Source organism: Flavobacterium sp., assembly GCF_052437795.1.
In the GTDB taxonomy this organism is placed as follows: Bacteria; Bacteroidota; Bacteroidia; order Flavobacteriales; family Flavobacteriaceae; genus Flavobacterium.
This window is the reverse complement of record NZ_JBQVPA010000001.1, coordinates 725,697-743,099: the sequence shown is the minus strand read 5'-3', so window position 1 is coordinate 743,099 and position 17,403 is coordinate 725,697. Positions and strand designations below refer to the sequence as shown.

General features: G+C 44.0%; 23 protein-coding genes. 19 read left to right on the top strand and 4 right to left on the bottom strand.

Annotation, left to right across the window (positions count from 1 at the left end; genetic code table 11):
* The 3 genes from ACT6R0_RS03555 to ACT6R0_RS03545 are packed head-to-tail and all read left to right on the top strand — an operon-like array spanning position 1 to position 1,427.
* Entirely contained in the window at positions 1-456 is a 456-nt protein-coding gene (locus ACT6R0_RS03555; protein WP_444651356.1) for a hypothetical protein, read from the top strand.
* Positions 457-780, top strand: coding sequence for a DUF4870 domain-containing protein (locus ACT6R0_RS03550; RefSeq protein WP_444651354.1), 324 nt, complete (start codon positions 457-459; stop codon positions 778-780).
* A gap of 2 nt (positions 781-782) precedes the next feature.
* Positions 783-1,427 (top strand): alpha/beta hydrolase, encoded by a 645-nt coding sequence (locus ACT6R0_RS03545; RefSeq protein ID WP_444651352.1) that lies wholly within the window; start codon positions 783-785, stop codon positions 1,425-1,427.
* A gap of 92 nt (positions 1,428-1,519) precedes the next feature.
* Here ACT6R0_RS03545 and ACT6R0_RS03540 read toward each other — a convergent pair whose 3' ends face one another.
* Positions 1,520-2,014 carry a hypothetical protein gene (locus tag ACT6R0_RS03540; RefSeq protein WP_444651350.1) on the bottom strand — a complete coding sequence of 165 codons (495 nt, stop codon included), beginning with the start codon at positions 2,012-2,014 and terminating at the stop codon, positions 1,520-1,522.
* Between the two features lie 184 nt (positions 2,015-2,198).
* On the opposite strand from ACT6R0_RS03540, the gene ACT6R0_RS03535 reads away from it, so the two are divergent.
* Positions 2,199-3,059 (top strand): EamA family transporter, encoded by an 861-nt coding sequence (locus tag ACT6R0_RS03535; RefSeq protein ID WP_444651349.1) that lies wholly within the window; start codon positions 2,199-2,201, stop codon positions 3,057-3,059.
* Positions 3,060-3,111: 52 nt separating this feature from the next.
* Here ACT6R0_RS03535 and msrA read toward each other — a convergent pair whose 3' ends face one another.
* A complete protein-coding gene (msrA, locus tag ACT6R0_RS03530) occupies positions 3,112-3,783 on the bottom strand; it encodes a peptide-methionine (S)-S-oxide reductase MsrA (protein WP_444651347.1) in 672 nt (223 codons plus the stop codon).
* Between the two features lie 140 nt (positions 3,784-3,923).
* Here msrA and ACT6R0_RS03525 point away from each other — a divergent pair, with 140 nt between their 5' ends.
* From ACT6R0_RS03525 to ACT6R0_RS03475, 11 genes are all read left to right on the top strand, one after another.
* The gene (locus tag ACT6R0_RS03525) at positions 3,924-4,586 is read left to right on the top strand and encodes an ABC transporter ATP-binding protein (RefSeq protein ID WP_444652313.1); all 663 of its coding nucleotides are present in this window, start codon (positions 3,924-3,926) and stop codon (positions 4,584-4,586) included.
* Position 4,587: 1 nt separating this feature from the next.
* Complete coding sequence (locus ACT6R0_RS03520) at positions 4,588-6,288, top strand: LIC_10190 family membrane protein (protein WP_444651346.1); 1,701 nt, start codon at positions 4,588-4,590, stop codon at positions 6,286-6,288.
* Positions 6,281-7,057: a TIGR02757 family protein gene (locus ACT6R0_RS03515; protein ID WP_444651344.1), complete on the top strand. Its 777-nt coding sequence runs from the start codon at positions 6,281-6,283 to the stop codon at positions 7,055-7,057. The genes ACT6R0_RS03520 and ACT6R0_RS03515 overlap by 8 nt, the downstream gene beginning before the upstream one ends.
* 158 nt (positions 7,058-7,215) lie before the next feature.
* Positions 7,216-7,401: a hypothetical protein gene (locus ACT6R0_RS03510; protein ID WP_444651343.1), complete on the top strand. Its 186-nt coding sequence runs from the start codon at positions 7,216-7,218 to the stop codon at positions 7,399-7,401.
* 166 nt (positions 7,402-7,567) lie between these two features.
* Positions 7,568-8,782: an AAA family ATPase gene (locus tag ACT6R0_RS03505; protein WP_444651341.1), complete on the top strand. Its 1,215-nt coding sequence runs from the start codon at positions 7,568-7,570 to the stop codon at positions 8,780-8,782.
* A 2-nt stretch (positions 8,783-8,784) separates the two neighbouring features.
* Positions 8,785-9,507 (top strand): RloB family protein, encoded by a 723-nt coding sequence (locus ACT6R0_RS03500; RefSeq protein ID WP_444651339.1) that lies wholly within the window; start codon positions 8,785-8,787, stop codon positions 9,505-9,507.
* A gap of 35 nt (positions 9,508-9,542) precedes the next feature.
* A complete protein-coding gene (locus tag ACT6R0_RS03495; RefSeq protein ID WP_444651337.1) occupies positions 9,543-10,436 on the top strand; it encodes a cation diffusion facilitator family transporter in 894 nt (297 codons plus the stop codon).
* A gap of 36 nt (positions 10,437-10,472) precedes the next feature.
* Complete coding sequence (locus tag ACT6R0_RS03490) at positions 10,473-11,141, top strand: hypothetical protein (RefSeq protein WP_444651335.1); 669 nt, start codon at positions 10,473-10,475, stop codon at positions 11,139-11,141.
* 4 nt (positions 11,142-11,145) lie between these two features.
* On the top strand, positions 11,146-11,805 hold the full coding sequence (lepB, locus tag ACT6R0_RS03485; protein ID WP_444651333.1) for a signal peptidase I: 660 nt from the start codon (positions 11,146-11,148) through the stop codon (positions 11,803-11,805).
* A gap of 78 nt (positions 11,806-11,883) precedes the next feature.
* A complete protein-coding gene (locus ACT6R0_RS03480; protein ID WP_444651331.1) occupies positions 11,884-12,678 on the top strand; it encodes a HipA family kinase in 795 nt (264 codons plus the stop codon).
* Complete coding sequence (locus ACT6R0_RS03475; protein WP_444651329.1) at positions 12,656-13,039, top strand: DUF3037 domain-containing protein; 384 nt, start codon at positions 12,656-12,658, stop codon at positions 13,037-13,039. The genes ACT6R0_RS03480 and ACT6R0_RS03475 overlap by 23 nt, the downstream gene beginning before the upstream one ends.
* A gap of 182 nt (positions 13,040-13,221) precedes the next feature.
* On the opposite strand, the gene ACT6R0_RS03470 is transcribed toward ACT6R0_RS03475, so the two are convergent.
* On the bottom strand, positions 13,222-13,896 hold the full coding sequence (locus tag ACT6R0_RS03470) for a hypothetical protein (RefSeq protein WP_444651328.1): 675 nt from the start codon (positions 13,894-13,896) through the stop codon (positions 13,222-13,224).
* A 213-nt stretch (positions 13,897-14,109) separates the two neighbouring features.
* On the opposite strand from ACT6R0_RS03470, the gene ACT6R0_RS03465 reads away from it, so the two are divergent.
* Genes ACT6R0_RS03465 through ACT6R0_RS03455 form a run of 3 tightly spaced genes read left to right on the top strand, consistent with a single transcriptional unit; the run spans position 14,110 to position 15,292 of the window.
* A complete protein-coding gene (locus ACT6R0_RS03465) occupies positions 14,110-14,667 on the top strand; it encodes a helix-turn-helix domain-containing protein (protein ID WP_444651327.1) in 558 nt (185 codons plus the stop codon).
* Between the two features lie 13 nt (positions 14,668-14,680).
* On the top strand, positions 14,681-15,127 hold the full coding sequence (locus ACT6R0_RS03460) for a response regulator (RefSeq protein ID WP_444651325.1): 447 nt from the start codon (positions 14,681-14,683) through the stop codon (positions 15,125-15,127).
* The gene (locus ACT6R0_RS03455; protein ID WP_444651323.1) at positions 15,128-15,292 is read left to right on the top strand and encodes a lmo0937 family membrane protein; all 165 of its coding nucleotides are present in this window, start codon (positions 15,128-15,130) and stop codon (positions 15,290-15,292) included.
* Positions 15,293-15,356: 64 nt separating this feature from the next.
* Here the strand turns inward: ACT6R0_RS03455 and ACT6R0_RS03450 are convergent, their stop codons facing one another.
* Positions 15,357-15,956 (bottom strand): DUF4142 domain-containing protein, encoded by a 600-nt coding sequence (locus ACT6R0_RS03450; protein WP_444651321.1) that lies wholly within the window; start codon positions 15,954-15,956, stop codon positions 15,357-15,359.
* A 231-nt stretch (positions 15,957-16,187) separates the two neighbouring features.
* Here ACT6R0_RS03450 and ACT6R0_RS03445 point away from each other — a divergent pair, with 231 nt between their 5' ends.
* Positions 16,188-17,387, top strand: a complete 1,200-nt coding sequence (locus ACT6R0_RS03445; protein WP_444651319.1) for an LETM1-related biofilm-associated protein — start codon at positions 16,188-16,190, stop codon at positions 17,385-17,387.
* Positions 17,388-17,403 lie beyond the last annotated feature (16 nt).

Below are 17,403 nucleotides of genomic sequence, written 5' to 3'. Positions count from 1 at the left end.
ATGAAAAAGCTATTGATATTAGGCGCTGCACTGACACTGGCCATCGCCTGCAAAGAAGAAACAGAAGACAAAGCCCGTGATGTTATAAACGAAGGCGGCAAAGCCGTAAAGGAAACGACCGATAAGGTGGTCGATGAAGTTTCCTCGCACTTCGAGGACAGCCGGGGCTGCACTATTGCCCTTTCCGAACAAATGAAGGAGAAAGGGATTGGCACAGGCAAATTCTATATTGAGAAGGATTCGGTGACCAAAAAATACAACAAGTTGGTGATCTATCTCATTAACGACAAGAACTACAGTGGCGTTGTCAACTTTAAAGTAGCCGGCAAGGATGGCGTAGAAATAGGCCGCACCTCACTCAACGTTGATACAAAGAACGGTACAGCAGGCTACCGCGACGTGATCTTTGACGGCCGCACCGACATTGAACCAAAAAGCACAATAAGCATTTACTAAATGGACAATACCGTAGAACAAGGCAAGACCAATGCCATCATCAGTTACCTTACCATCGTAGGCGCAATCATCGCGATGGTACAAAACAGCGAAAAGAAAAATCCTTTTGCATCCTTTCATATCCGCCAGGCGCTGGGGTTGGAACTTGGCTTTTTGGCATTAGGCTACCCAATTGGCTATTTTGACAGCTGGGCCATCTCTATGGGCTTTTACGTCTTTTTCTTTGTGCTGTGGATGTTCGGCTTCGTGAGCGCGCTCCAGGGGCAGTACGGACTGATACCATTGGTTGGCCCATTTTTCCAGAGAGCCTTTAAAAACCTGTAAGCATGGAATTATCCCTTTACCACCTTGTCCGCGAGCCGAAAATAAAACAGGAAAAGAACCCGTTGCTCTTACTTTTACACGGTTACGGCAGTAACGAGGAAGACCTGTTCTCCTTTGCCGCACAGCTGCCGGATGAGTATTACATTATCTCCGCACGCGCACCTTATAGCCTACCGGGTTACGGGCACGCGTGGTATGCCATCAATTTTGATGAAGACATGAACAAGTTTTCCGATGAAGTACAGGCCGGACAGTCGCGTGACCTCATTGCGAAATTCATAGATGAGGCCGTCGCACATTACCCTATAGATAAAGACATGGTAACACTCATCGGCTTCAGCCAGGGAGCGATACTAAGTTACGCCGTCGCATTGTCCTACCCTGAAAAGATACAGCGTGTGGCAGCACTGAGCGGTTACCTGAATGGCGACATCATAGAAAAAGACAGGAACCGAAATGACATTTCTAAATTGCGTTTTTTCATTTCGCACGGAACGGCAGATCAGGTGATCCCTGTAGAATGGGCACGCAAAGCCCCGGAATTCCTTAAGGCGTTAGGCTTGGGAACCGAATACCACGAGTATCCTGTTGGCCATGGCGTAGCGCCCCAGAATTTTTACGATCTTTTGAAATGGCTGGGGTCCTAACCCCAAAAAGTTGAGATCCACTGATGGTGTAAACAGTGAATGGGATCATTTTAGAAAATTTCAAGGGTTTGAGTCAATGCCCCTCTGGAGTATCAAGGAGTAGCATCTTCGGGCTTATCGTACCCTGTTATCTGCCCTTCCTCTATTTTGGCGCCCGCATATAGTATTTGCGGACCTTTCTGTAGCTTATAGCCATCTTTTTGGTGAAGTTTCCAGCCACTGCCACTATAGTTGCCTTTTTTGTCATCCTCTTCAAGCATGACAGAATTTTTCGCATCCGGCAGGTACAGTTCGGCCCTTTCGCCTCCGTCTTCAAAGATAACGAATGCGCTTTTGTCGATGCTTTCACCTTCAAGCTGTTCTATGGCGTTCAACCTGTAGCCTTCCTCGAAAGGCCTTACGCATTCCTTGCGCAGCAGCGACCACTTATAGCCGGCAGACGTTACGCAGCCGTGCTCATCTTTATCAGTACCAAGTACTACTTTACTGGTATTTGCCTCAGTGTCGTCATCTTTGCGCTCCTTCATGATGAAGTCGCATGAAAAAAAGAAAAAAACCGTAATTGAAAGCAGGAGCATCTTTTTCATTGCACATATAATAAGGAAGGCTAATGTACAAAAAAAAGTATAAGTTTGTCCGCGCGCGATCGTTTACAAACCGTTAAAAATCTAAAAATCTGTATGTCAAGATCGAACGCATTATTTTAAAATAATCATCCACTGTGCCGTTTCTTAATTATCCAAGTGCTACTTTTGCATCACACTTTAAAAAATGCTGTACCTTATATTAAGCATCTTCTGTAGCGTTACGGTGGGTGCGATCTTTAAAATTGCCCGAAAGTATGATACCTGCTCCACCCAGATCGTGGGGTGGAACTACTTTTTTGCCATCATACTCTGTTACGTATTTTTTGAACCCGACGTTTCGTCTTTCAACTTCAGCCGGCACTGGCCGCTCTATGTCCCGCTTTCGTTACTGCTGCCTACGGTTTTCCTCCTGCTGGCGATATCGATACGTCACATGGGCATTGTAAAGACCGACGCGGCACAACGGCTGTCACTGTTCATACCCATATTGGCGGCATGGTTCATTTTCGGGGAAAAATTCAATATCCTTAAGTTGGCCGGACTCGCCGTAGCCTTTCCTGCCATGATATTGATACTGGCCTACCGCAAAGACGAGAACCACGGCCGCAAATGGATATTCCCCTTACTGGTGCTACTTGGTTTTGGTGTGATCGACGTGCTTTTCAAGCAGGTGGCACTGCTGCCATCGCCGGGTTATACCACTTCGCTGTTCTTTATTTTTTGCGGTGCACTGGTGGTTACGGCTCTTATGATAGCTTATGATGTCATCATCAGGAAATTCCCTATGCACCCGATCAACCCTGCGTTTGGCGCGTTGGTGGGCATATTCAATTTTGGCAACATCATATTTTACCTCAAGGCACATAAGGAATTTTCAAACGATCCCTCGACCGTGTTCGCGGCAATGAACATGGGGGTGATCGTGGTGGGCAGCCTTGCAGGGATAATCATCTTTAAGGAAAAGCTTACCAGGCGCAATTACCTGGGCATTGCTTTAGCCCTCGTGGCAATAGTACTTATAACGCTTTCGCAACTGAAAAAATAAAAACCACACCGGCTTTCGCACAATGTGGTTTTTAATGATCTGATTGAGGAAGTTACGCCTTCAGTTTCGACTTATAATTCTTTTTAAGCTTTGCCAGTTTTGGCGTGATCACAGCCGCGCAATACGGCTGGTTAGTGTTCTGCGCGTAATAATCTTGGTGGTAATCTTCCGCAGGATAAAATACAGGCGCCTTGGTAACCTTTGTGACGATCTTTTTGTCAAAAATATTCTGTCCGGTAAGCTGATTAATGAAATCCTCGGCAGCTGCCTTTTGAGCCTCCGATGTATAAAAGATCTCGCTGCGGTACTGCGTACCTACATCATTCCCCTGCCTGTTGAGGGTGGTAGGATCATGTGTGGCAAAAAATATCTCAAGCAGGTCTTCATAAGCTACCTCATTAGGGTTATAGGTGATTTTAATTGCTTCGGCATGGCCGGAATAACCTTCGCATACTTCCTTGTACGTAGGGTTCTCGGTCTTTCCGCCTATATACCCCGATACCACTTTCTGCACGCCTTTAAGGTCGGTAAAAAAGGCCTCGGTACACCAAAAGCAGCCACCTGCAAATATGGCAGTCTCTGTCTTGTCACTCATTGTTTTATCTCCTGTGTTATCTGTTAGTTGAACATTGCTTTTACCTTCATTATTCTCCCCTGTAGGCTTGGGGCTGCCCTGGCACGAGGCGGAGACCACGGCCAGCGCTATTGCTATCAGTTTATTCATGTTGTTTTTTCAAAGTTAAAGGATAAGGTACACACCGGTAATGCGGTTAACGAAAATTTACAATATGATATACGAAATATTGTGCCAAAAAAGATTTCGGTATCTTTTAAATTGTTCGTTCCTTTGTGAAAACTGCATATATGATACAGGCCCGGAACATCCAAAAATATTACGACCAGCTGCACGTGCTTAAAGGTGTTGACCTCCATATCAAAAAAGGCGAGATCGTTTCTATCGTAGGCGCTTCGGGTGCGGGTAAGACGACTTTGCTGCAAATACTCGGCACGCTGGACACTCCCAAAAAAGGCCCGGATACCTCACTTACTATCAATGGCGAGAACGTTCTGGGTCTGAAGGATAAGGCATTATCGAAGTTCCGCAACATTCACCTGGGTTTCATTTTCCAGTTCCACCAGCTGCTTCCGGAATTTACCGCTTTAGAGAACGTATGCATACCTGCGTTCATTGCAGGCAAGTCGAAGAGCGCCACAGAGGCCGAAGCCAAAAAGCTGCTGGAGTACCTTGGGCTTTCGCACCGCATTGGCCACAGGCCCGGCGAAATGTCGGGCGGTGAGCAGCAAAGGGTGGCCGTTGCGAGGGCACTCATCAACAAACCGGCCGTTATCTTTGCCGACGAACCATCGGGGAACCTCGATACCACATCTGCAGATAACCTGCACAAGCTGTTCTTTAAGCTGCGGGACGAAATGGGCCAGACATTTGTGATCGTGACCCACAATGAAGAACTTGCTAATATGGCCGACCGTAAGCTGGTAATGAGCGATGGGCTAATTATTTCGTAGTATGCTTCTCATCCTGTTAAGTTGGATATATATTACCCTGACCACCATCTGCTTTGGGGTGGCGCTGGAGAAATTGCTGCGCATCAATAGTAAGGATATTGCCGTTACCGCGATCCTAGGACTTTTCTCTGTGACCATATTCGCCTCTGTATGGGCAGTATTCGGACGCATCGGTTGGGAATTCCATCTGGCATTGCTGGCATTGAACGTGCTTTTGGGATATTGCTTCCGCAGATGCATAGCGGATGTTTACTTCTCATTTTGGCAGCAGCTGAAAACCCTGCCCCGATCACTGAAGATCATATTGGGTATCAACTCATTGCTTATCGTCGCACAATGTGCCTCTATACCGTATGTTATTGACAACGAGTCCTATTACATCCAAACCATAAAATGGATGAACCAATATGGCCTTGTAAAAGGCGTGGCTAACCTGCATGTTTTCCTGGCACAGACCAGTGGCTGGCATATTACCCAGAGCGCGCTCAACTTTTCTTTCCTGTACGGCAGCTTTAATGACATCAGCGGGTATTGCCTGCTGTTGGGCAACATCTTTGCAATAACGCGTCTCGCAGGCTATTTTGAGGGCGGCCACAGGCACTACCTCATCATAGGGCTGCTGCCGTTGGCCAATGTACTGCTGTTCCAGTTCATCAGCGCGCCATCGCCGGACATGCCCATATACGTATTTTCGTTCATCATCTTCTTCTATGTTTTTGAGCGTTACAAAACCATGGATGCCGGGGCATTTACCCTTATCACTGTGTTAGTGCTGTTCTCTCTGTATATCAAGACTACCGCGGCTGCCATGGTCGTACTTCCGCTGCTTTTATTTGTAAAGGACCTCAAAGCTATACAACCTGCCATCTTAAAATGTGCGCTGGCAGGGTTGGTTGTTTTGGCATTGTTCATAACCAAGAACACCATTGTGAGCGGACACCCGTTCTTCCCGATCACCGGCTATCAATTCGCTGATAATGACTACAGCCTGCCGGAGCACATTTCGAAACTGTACTACAGCTTCACTAAACTTTGCGCCTATTTTGTGACCGAAAAGCAGTTCGAAAGCATGACGGTAACGCAGAAGTTCTTGCAATGGCTAATGCTGCCCAAGCTGCATGGGCTTTTCAACAAGGTTGTTACCACGATGGTAGTGATACTGCCCGTTATCATCTACAAATATTACAACAGGCGTGAGGCGTGGTTTTTATATCTTGTGATGTTAGCAGAGCTACTAATGCTTGCGCTATCGTCGCCGCAGTACCGCTTTTTCCTGAACTTTCTGCTACTGTTCTCGTTCCTTATAACCGCAGTTATCATTACCAGTAAAAGAGTAATTTTGGGTATGATGTGGCTTTCGGTGGCTGTTACCTCAATTGTACTTTTTGTACCCATGGACCTGAACCGCTTTACCAAGAACAAATTCGTACTGGAGAGCAGCACCTTCTCGTTCAACAATGTGGTCTTTCCATACAAGAATACGAAATACGATACTGAATTCCGGGAAAAGGTCGAAGGCAACCTGCATTATTATGCCCCTGTGGATATGGATTTCTTTTGGGCTACTGGCGATGGGCCGCCACCATGCATTAATGAAAAGCAGGTGAAGTATTTTTTTAAGAAACACAAGGTCCTGCCACAGTTACGTACCGAGAATATTGAAGATGGATTTTATGCAGAGGATATTACAAAATATGAATGACACTATTGATAAAGATGACCTGAAGGCTTTCCTTGACGAAAAGGTACTTCTTTACAACAAGCCCGACTTTATCGACAGCGACCCTATACAGATACCGCACCTGTTTACTCAAAAAGAGGACGTTGAGATCGCCGGTTTCCTTGCAGCGACCATAGCATGGGGCAACCGTAAAATGATCATCAGCAACGCAAAAAAAATGGTAGCGCTCATGGGCAATAGCCCCTATGATTTCGTGATGGGCCATGAGAAACATCAACTGGAACAGCTTGATACGTTCGTACACCGCACCTTCAACGGATCGGATTTTGTTACTTTCATTAAAGCGTTGCGGCATATTTACCAAAACCATGGCGGCCTGGAAGCTGTTTTTGCCAGGCATCAAAAGGATGAGAGCCTGCAGCCTGCCATACATGAATTCAAGAAGGTGTTCTTTGAGATAGAGCACCAAAACCGCACGCACAAACATGTGAGCGACCCGTTGGCTGGTTCGGCGGCTAAGCGCATCAACATGTACTTAAGGTGGATGATCCGCAACGACACCACAGGCGTAGATCTTGGATTATGGAAAAGCATTTCGCCATCACTCCTCTCCTGCCCGCTCGATGTACACAGTGGCAATGTAGCACGAAAGCTGGGCGTACTTACGCGGAAGCAGAACGATGCCAAAGCCCTGGCCGAACTCGATGCCGCTTTACGTAAAATGGATGCATCCGACCCCGTAAAATACGATTTTGCACTTTTTGGATTGGGTGTTTTTGAAGGGTTTTAGCCATAATTAACTCATCATAAATCAACTACCCGATTATTAACATTTTTTTAAGGATTAAGGGAAATGTATATATTTGCCAAAAACAGTAACCAGTTATAATCATGATGATCATTCTTGAAATTTTAGGCTTTTTAATATGCCTAAACAGTGCAATTAAAATGCTATTTGCAGTAAGTGTATATGCCGGGCTCAAAGGCGCCAACAAGTGGACCGCTGAAGGCGATCAGGTATCCATTAACAATGCCAACCTCAAAAAGGCGGTCAATACGCTAAAGATCAATTCTATTTTGCTTGTAGTTGGCGGCATCCTGATATTTTTAGGAGAGACTTACGGCGGTAAATAAGGCGGAATATACCGTATAATATATTATCAGCCCCAAATAATGCATTCGGGCTGATTTTTTTTTGTGGAATTCCAAAGGGAAAAAACAGTCACTACAACCAACTTTAATTTAATTTAATTACATTTGAATTAAATTTGAGAAAATTTCTCATTTTAAAAAAACTATTATGATACTTGAATTTACAGTTGGGAACTTTTTGTCCTTTAAAGATAAAAAAACGTTAAGCCTTGAAGCAGGAAGAATCAAGGAATTGAAAGATAACGTTATAACTGTCGATAAATACAAAGTGTTGCGCTCTGCAACTATTTACGGAGCCAATTCCAGCGGTAAGAGTAATTTTATTAAGGCATTGGATTTTATGGTCACGACAATTAAAAGATCTTCCAAACTTAACTCTACTGATAAGCTAAATATACAACCCTTTTTACTAAGTACAGAAACTGAAGATCAGCCTTCATTCTTTGAAATTTTGATTTTGGAGGATAATATTCGGTATAGGTATGGATTTGAACTCGATAATGATAAAATCCATTCAGAATGGTTATATGTTTTACTAGAAAAATCAAAGAATGAGGATTTATACTTTATAAGAACACTTGAAGGCATTGGTGTTGCTGATGCTTTCAAAGAAGCAAGTGGTTTAGAAGATAAAACTCGGGATAATGCATTATTTCTTCCTTTAACTGATCAATTTAATACGGAAATTGGAAAATTAATAATGAAAAGCATTTCACGTATCCATATTATGTCAGGACTTGAACATGAAGAAGGTATTGTAATGACTAATGCCATATATATGTTCAAACATGCAGATTACAAATCTGATCTTGAAAATTTCATAAGAAAACTTGATTTAGGGTTTAATAGTTTTGACATTGATTCAGATAGTAGTAAAGATTTTAAAGACCGTTTAAAAACTATTCATAAAAAATACGATAATAAGGGTAATTTTATTTCAAATTTTGAATTTAAAATGACCGATCATGAATCTTCGGGAACTAATAAAATTTTAGATTTATCCGGATATATTATTCTTGCTTTAAAATTTGGACTGGCTTTAGTTATTGATGAACTAGACGCTAAATTGCACCCCATTCTTACACAGGAAATAATAAAACTGTTTAATAACCCTAAAACAAATCCGGAAAATGCCCAATTGATTTTCTCCACTCATGACACAAATCTATTAGGAGCGAATCTCTTTAGGAGAGATCAGGTGTGGTTTACAGAAAAAGACCAATATGAAGCTACAGACCTGTATTCTTTGTTAGAGTTTAAAGAAGATGGTAAAACTGTACGCAATGACAGGAGCTTTGAAGCTGATTACATAAAAGGCCGCTATGGGGCAATTCCTTACCTTTCAAACTTTCAGGAAATATAGCCATGGCAAACATCATTAAGATCGATAACTCCGTACTAAAAAGGCACAAGCGGAATGAGAATAAAAAGCGGAAAGAAAATACGAAGGAGCTCCGGGTTTATTTCCTGATAATATGTGAAGGGGAAAAAACGGAACCGAATTATTTCAGGTCATTTAAATCCAATGTAATGCCTTTCGTGTATACAATTGATGCTCAAGGAGAAGGATCGAATACTTTAGACCTGGTAAATCGCACTATTAAAGCCCGGGATAATTCCAGCCAGCAATACGACAGCGTTTGGGCAGTCTTTGATAAGGATAGTTTCCCCTCAGCCAACTTTAACAGTGCAATAAAACTTGCGGAGAAAAACAATATAAAAACCGGTTGGACTAACGAAGCTTTCGAGCTTTGGTATCTTCTGCATTTTCAATTCAGGAACACTGGTATGTCCAGAGCTGATTATAAGAAAAACCTTGAAGCAGAGGTAAATAAAGCCATTAAAGAAAGAAGTAAAGCAAAAAAGGTAAATCCTTTCATTTACGAAAAGAATAGCGAGAATATGTATGATATTCTTGAAAAATATGGCAACCAGGCACAGGCAATAAAATGGGCCGCAAAGTTATTGAGTAATTTTACCTGCGAGAATTATGCAACGCACAACCCATGTACAAAAATCCATTTACTGGTTGAAGAACTAAATGGAAAATCCGTAGCGTTAAACAAGGAAATTGAGGAAAGAGGATAAACATTAATCCTTACCTTTGGCCATCCCAATTTTCCATGGCTACAGCAACCCACGACAATAACGTACAAAAAGCGATCCGTACCACCTGGTTCAGCCTTGTGGGCAATACGCTTCTCGCGCTGATCAAAGGCATTGCGGGGATACTGGGCAACTCCTACGCTTTGATAGCCGATGCCATTGAGTCGACCACCGATATCTTTTCGTCATTCCTTGTGTTGGTAGGCATAAAGTACTCCAATAAGCCCGCCGATGAGAACCATCCGTACGGGCATGGCCGTGCCGAAGCGCTCATCACTTTTATAGTAGTGGGCTTCCTTATTACCTCTGCCACCATTATTGCCTACGAAAGCATCCTGAACATACAGACCCCGCACGCCCTGCCCGAAAAATGGACGCTCATTGTATTGGGAGCGATCATCATCTGGAAAGAAATATCGTTCCGCATCGTAATGGCCAAAAGCAGGGAGACCAACAGTTCGGCACTAAAAGCCGATGCCTGGCACCACCGCAGCGATGCCATTACATCGGTGGCGGCGTTCACCGGCATTTCGATAGCTATTTTTTGCGGGCCGGGCTATGAGTCGGCCGACGACTGGGCGGCACTCTTCGCGTCATTTTTCATCCTCTATAACAGCTACCTGATATTCCGTCCTGCGCTCGGCGAGATAATGGACGAGCACGTATACGATGACCTTGCCGCCGACATCAAGCGCATTTCTGTTACCGTTCCCGGTATCCTGGACACCGAAAAGTGCTTTATCCGCAAGGCCGGGATGCGTTACCATATCGAGCTGCATGCCGTGGTCGACTCAAATATAACCGTTAAGGAAGGCCACCGCCTCGCCCACGAACTGGAAGATGCACTGCGCCTGCAACTGCCCGAGCTGGGGCATGTGCTGGTGCATATAGAACCGGATGATTATTCGTAAAGAATATTCTGCTATATTTGGGGAAACTGCCAACCTATGAAATACCCTTGTTTTTTTATTCTCCTGCTGATCTCGGCGCTATGCCATTCGCAGACCGATGCTGAAATAGATGCGTTCACAGTTGAGATCTGCAAGGCCATTAATGAGGAGAAGGGAGCTGACTCTACACGTATCGATAATGCTTTTATCAAGCACTATCCTGGCTTTCTTAATAAGCACAAAGTCGATTCTGAAGAAAAATTCATAGCCATCTATGATAAAGTATTTTTTCGCCTGCAGAAAAACTGCGAAACTTTTGTAGAAATATTAAACGCCGAATTTGTGGAGAAAGGCGATTGGAAAAGACTGTCCGAAAAACCACACCATAAGCTGAAGAAGAAAGTCTGTAGGGAAATTTCGGCGGTAAAAAACTTTTATTACCTTGAAAGTGATGGCACCAAAACAACAGTGACCATAGATAAAGGATATTGGCAGGAAGTGTTTGCCGATGGTACATTTTCCAGGCTGTACTTCCGTTGGACGGGTGAATGCGAATTTGAGCTGGAATTTATAGAAAGCAACAATTATTCCCGAAAAAACATGAGCAACAAAGGTGATAAGTATGTATATGGCATTTTCGGGAAAAGTGAACATGGATATGATGTCTGGGCTGAAAATACAGGTAGCGAGATCTATATGAGCTTTAGGCTGTATACCGATAAATAACATTATGAGAAAAGGGCTTATAGTATTCGGGGCATTATTGCTGCTCCTTACATTCGGATGGATCATCTGCAATGTTACAGGCATATTTAAAATGTACACTACCCCCACCACCGGAAATGAACCGGGGCTTAAGCAGGGCTCACGCTTTTTTGCCTCAAGCTTAAAAGCCCCTGAAGCGGGCGATCTTATCGTATATCGAAAGGACAGCATGGTATATACCCATCGGCTGATAGGCATGGCAGGTGACATTGTGGAAATTAAAAAAGGTACGGTTCTCATAAACGGGAAGGACTTTGACCAGGCCCTCCACCTTAAACATGCCTATATTCTTAATGAGGCCGATGCGCGAGCCCTTGCTTCAGAGGGTCTGGCTACTCCTGATGATGTGAGGCCAGTTCCTGGTGGACAATACCTGGTATTCCTCGAAGATCATATTGCGAAGGCAAAAGTCCCATCGTCCATAAGGTGGCTTATGAATGAAAATGAAGCAGAAAAGATGATAAAAGAACAGTATGGAAAGGACTGGAACAAGGACTACTTAGGGCCATATACCATACCTGATGGCAAACTATTCGTACTTGGCGATAACCGGGACAATTCGGCAGACTCACGATATTTCGGATGCATTAATGCCTCGGATGTAAAAGGTACGGTTTTAAAATGACCTCAGCCATCCCGGAATTGGCTATCCAAAACAATTGACAAAACGGAAATGCTTACTTTTACCTTATAAATCTTTTATATGGCCGATATACCACAGTTGCGCGCCGTGAATGTGACGCGCTATGTTACCCCGCTTCGCGAAGGGGGCTCACTGCCCGCCATTGCCGAAGCTGACGATTCCTTTAATTACGTCCTGAAATTCAGGGGCGCTGGCCATGGCACAAAAGCGCTTATTGCCGAACTTATAGGCGGAGAGATCGCCCGTGCGTTGGGGCTTCCGGTTCCGGAGCTGGTTTTCGCCGACCTGGATGAAGCTTTTGGCCGCACCGAAGCCGATGAGGAGATACAGGACCTGCTACAGGCAAGCCGTGGGCTCAACCTCGCAATGCATTACCTCTCAGGCGCGATAAACTTTGATCCGGTAGTAACGACCGTTGAAGCTAAGATGGCCTCTCAGATCGTTTGGCTGGATGCCTATATTACCAATGTAGACCGAACCTTCCGCAATACCAATATGCTTATATGGCACAGGGAACTGTGGCTTATTGACCACGGCGCCAGCCTGTACTTCCATCATTCCTTCGATGATCCCGAAGGCCATGCCAGGAGCCCTTTCGCATTAATTAAAGACCACGTACTACTGCCACAGGCATCGCTGCTGGAAGAGGTGGACACGGAATATAAAGCCCTGCTGACACAAGAAAAGATACGTGCCATTGTAAACTTACTGCCAGACACATGGCTGCAATGGGAAGGCTTAGACCAGACACCTGAACAAGTGCGCGACGTATATTTCCAATTCCTGACGACCCGTTTAAATAATTCTCAAACCTTCGTAAACCAGGCACAAAATGCAAGACAAGCACTTATATGAGTATGCCGTGATACGGGTAGTCCCGAGGGTAGAACGTGAAGAATTCGTAAATGTGGGCATTATAGTATTTTGCAAAAGGGCAAGGTTCATAAAGGCTTTATATACCATAAATGAAAAAAAACTGCATGCCATGCACCCTGAACTCGACATTGCGCAGATAAGCCTGAACCTGATGTCGTTCGAACGCATAGCCCGTGGCGCTAAGGATGCCGGCCCGATAGCACAGATGGAAACTGCCGAACGCTTCCGGTGGCTCACAGCCATCAGGAGCTCGGTCATACAAACATCGCGCCCACACCCGGGCCTTTGTGACGACCCTGAATATAAGACAACAAAGCTTTTTGAAGAGTTGGTACTGTAAGATGTTATGGTTGGGAATAAATTTGATAGGAATAAGCCAAATATTAAAATTTTATCTGTAACTTTAATTCCCATTTTTGTATCTGCATCGGTAATGATGCCGTTATCTTTTTGGCTAAACAAATAGAATACCCAACTAATGCTTTGATCCGTTTCCCACTGCACCCCAGGGAAACGGATCTTTTATTGGGGCACAGCCTGTTTCCCGTTAATGAGGAAAATGTATTGGAACATGCAAAAGGCAGCCACCGCACCAAAGGTATGCCATAGGAAATGCGTACCCCACTCCATCCAGCCCCAGCCATCAGCAACGCGGAATGTGAGCGCCAGGATAAATGCGCCAAGGGCAAAACCTACCCATCTGCCATCTTTGAACCGGGTGCTTATAAGGTATCCCAGTACGGGCAACAATACCATTCCTGCAAGCACCGCATAATTAATGTTGATGAACAGCTGCATGTTACCCGACCCCATCATCTGCCGCCTCGCAAAGAATTGGAACGCAATATACAGGGCAACAAATGCAACAGCAAAATACCATCGCGTAAGCCTGCTTAAAAAATATACGCCCGCAAGAACGCATAGCAGCATTATAGGCAGCCAGTCCATCATGATGAAAAAGCCCCATTGGCGAAGGCCATGGTATATGGTGCCCCCGACGCCTCCTATATACAGCAGCAGCAAAGCACAGGTTAAAAAAAGGTGCTGCCTCCATTGTCCGCGTAATTTAAACGTCCAGTATATCGCAATGGCAAGAAAAAAGCAGGAAGTAACGGCATTGAGCGGTTCGGGAAAAGCATTGTGCAAGTTGGTCTCGGCATAAAGCATGCCGCCATCGGGAGGATCTTGTAATGTCATTGGTCAGATCTATATTTATAAAATTAGGGATTTAGCCATACACAAATAGCATAATTAATGAATTTTTAGGGTTTGGAGGCCCTATATAGCGTTCATGGCATGAAAATTTCCTTCACAACATAGCGCTTTCCCTACAATTCTACATTTTTTGTAGGGTATTCTGTATTTTAGGGATATTTTCCTATTTTTACTAACGAATATAAAACACAAAGAATGGACCTTTACATAAAGTACAACATCGATAAAATGTGTAAAGTGCTCCTGCAGCAGCAGCTCGATAAATTTGATATCGACTGCAGGGTTACTGAGCCGGGTTATGTGAAATTTAAGGAGAACATACCGATGGATACCTATGACATGTTCGTAGATTCGCTAAAGAACTTCGGCATTGAGATCGTAGACAACCAAAAAAGCATACTGGTACAAAAGATAAAGAATGCCATAATAGAAATGCTTTATGCCGGTAAAGGTGTGCAATCCTTAAAGATATCCACCTATCTTTCGGAAAAGCTGGGTGAAAGCTACAGGACGCTATCGCAGGTATTTTCGGAAGTGACTTTCATATCTATAGAAAATTTCATTATTTTGCACAAAATTGAGCGGGTGAAGCAGTTGCTGATGACGGAGAATTTATCCTTAACGGAAATATCGTTCATGATGAACTACAGCAGCGTTGCCTATCTTTCGCAGCAATTCAAAAACATAACAGGTGTAACGCCAACTGCTTTCCAAAAGATAATGAAGCAGAAGCGCTACGCCGAATCAATTTAGAAGAAAGAGATAAATGCAGACGAACTCCCTACACATAATGCTTGCTGATGATGATGAAGATGACCGCTTATTTTTCAGGGAAGCTTTTGAAGAAGTCAAAATAAATTACCAGTATACCGCCTTTAACGATGGCGAACAGCTGATGGATTACTTAAATAAAGAAGATAACCCCCTGCCGGATATCATTTTCCTTGACCTTAACATGCCCCGAAAGTCGGGCCTTGAGTGTTTAAAGGAAATTCGTGATGATGAAAGGCTGAAAAAGATATCGGTAGCCATCTATTCCACTTCATCCTCAGAGCAGGATATTGAAGATACCTTTGTGACCGGAGCCAACGTGTATATCAAAAAGCCTAACGACTTCAACATGCTGAAGAAGATCCTGAGCGATGTGGTACACATCAACTGGCAGTACATTACCGATGGCCTTAGCAAAGACAGTTTTATACTTAGCCTTTAAATGAAGAACCTCCTTTACATAGTAGCGGTACTGTTCCTTATCTTTTGGGTATTGGGGCATTTTGTATGGTACATTACCAGTGCGCTGATCCATCTTTTATTAGTAGCGGCTTTGGTGTTTGCCCTGATCCAGCTCATTAAAAAGAAACCTTCATCGGATAAATAAAAACCGAAATAAAATAAAAACTCCGGAGCGCTAACTCCGGAGTTTCCATTTAAATAAACTACCGTTACTTTACAGCATCTACCTTTTCCTTGGTCATTTTAGCATGCTCAAGGTGTGTCCTTAATGTTGGCAGCATATTGGCAGCCCACATCCTGATGTCGGCATCGGCAGCTTTTTCAGATGCTTTTTCCATTTTCTTGATCATTTTCTCATGGCCGTCAACCATTTTGTCGGCATAGGCTTTATCGAAATCATGTCCGGTCTTGTCATTCAGGTCCTTGTAGGCATCCTGTCCTTTATCGGTTAGGGCCGCAGGGATCGAAATGTTTTTCTTGGCAGCGGCAGCTTTTAGGTCCGCAAGGGCTTTGGTATGCTGCTCTACCATCATTTTGCCAAGTGCCTGAACATCGGCATTGGTGCTTTTTTGCTGTGCCAGCTTGCCCAGCTCTATTTCCTTCATGTCTGTTTCGGCAGCCGCCACCAGATAATCAGAATCTTCTTCCTTATCGTCATTTACATCGTCAAACTTTGCTTCGTTCTCCTCTTCGGCTACTTCTTTAGGGTCTTCGGCCTTGTTCTCATCCTTACAGGATACGGCTCCTATCGACATTGTTACAACTGCTGCACCTAAAAGCGCTTTACTAAAAAATGAGGTCTTTTTCATGATAAGTCTGTTTAAATTTGTTATTTAGCTAAGGTAAAGCATATAAATTCTTATAGATGTTAGTGTTATCACAATAAGTGTTAGCGAAATACTAATTGGACATTGAACTGTTGTATCGATCATCTAATAATTTAATCTTGCCTGCACATCTATCATTCAATTATACGAATAATTCAACTCTTGTCCTAAACCCAAAAAAATGCATAGCTTTGTGGGTAATTAACCCAAACGATGATCAACCCTTCTGCCAGTGGCTGGATAGATAAGTTCCTGGGGCAGCTTGCGCACAGGCAGCCCATAGCCCAAAATTCGCACGAATTTTACAGGGCAGTACGCGACACAGGGTTCATTTACGGGCATGTGGTCTCCTTTAACAACCTTGATAAAAATGAAACCAAGGGCTGGACCACCGAGGAGACCACCAAGGCCGCCCTGCTCAATACGCTGTATGACGTACATATACTGATCACCAACGAGACGGATCCGAAGGCCTTCATCAGCAGGGCCATCGCCTTTTATAAGCAAATGACACCCGAAGGTTTCAGCCTGCTCAAAAAGGTGTTGCCGACTTCGCCGCGCAGCCAGCAGCTTGAAGAGATACTGGAAGAGCGCATTAAGACCAACGACAATGTGTTCAGCCGTAGCTTTTCACATATACTCACCAATGCACTGCTTGTTATGGATGTATTGGCTTTTCGCCAATACCTTCTCAATAAGGAAATACCGAATGAATATTTGAGGAAACTCGAAGAAGCGGTTTTAAGCATTGTATCGCTGGCACTGAAGAGCAAAAATAAGACTACCGAATTTGATGACCTGCTTATCAAGCTCTTCGGATCATCGGTGCGCTACACAAAATTTTCGGCTATAAAGGACGATGACCTCAGCAAGCTGGAACTCAATTATTTTCATTCCAAGTCGGAAAAGAATTACCTCCTCGATATGGCAGGTATGGCGATATGGACCGATGGTGCCGCCGAACAAAGCGAAGTGGACTTCCTGTACCGACTGGCGGCCGAGCTTGGGCTGGACGATGAAATTGCCGCCGAAAGCATCGCCTCGTTCGATGTTTTCATCAGGAAAAATAAAAAGAACATTCCCTACTTTAATTATTCCAACCCTGTTAAGCACTTTTATGACCATGCGGCAAATAATGTAAAGCTGCTGATCAAGCGTAACAAAGCGCGTTTCGCAAAAGAGCTTTCCAACAATGGCGAACTGGTGCTGCTACTTACCCATTCCACCCACCGCAACCTGGATGCAAAGGAGAAGAAGAAAATAAAAAAACAACTCTTGGAGATCTGCAAGACCGTACCATCGCTTACCATTTTCCTTTTGCCGGGCGGAAGCCTGTTGCTGCCTTTGCTGATAAAATTCATACCGCAGCTGCTTCCCGCTATGTTTAATGAAAATCTTGAGGAAAATGAGTAAGACAAAGAAAGACTAT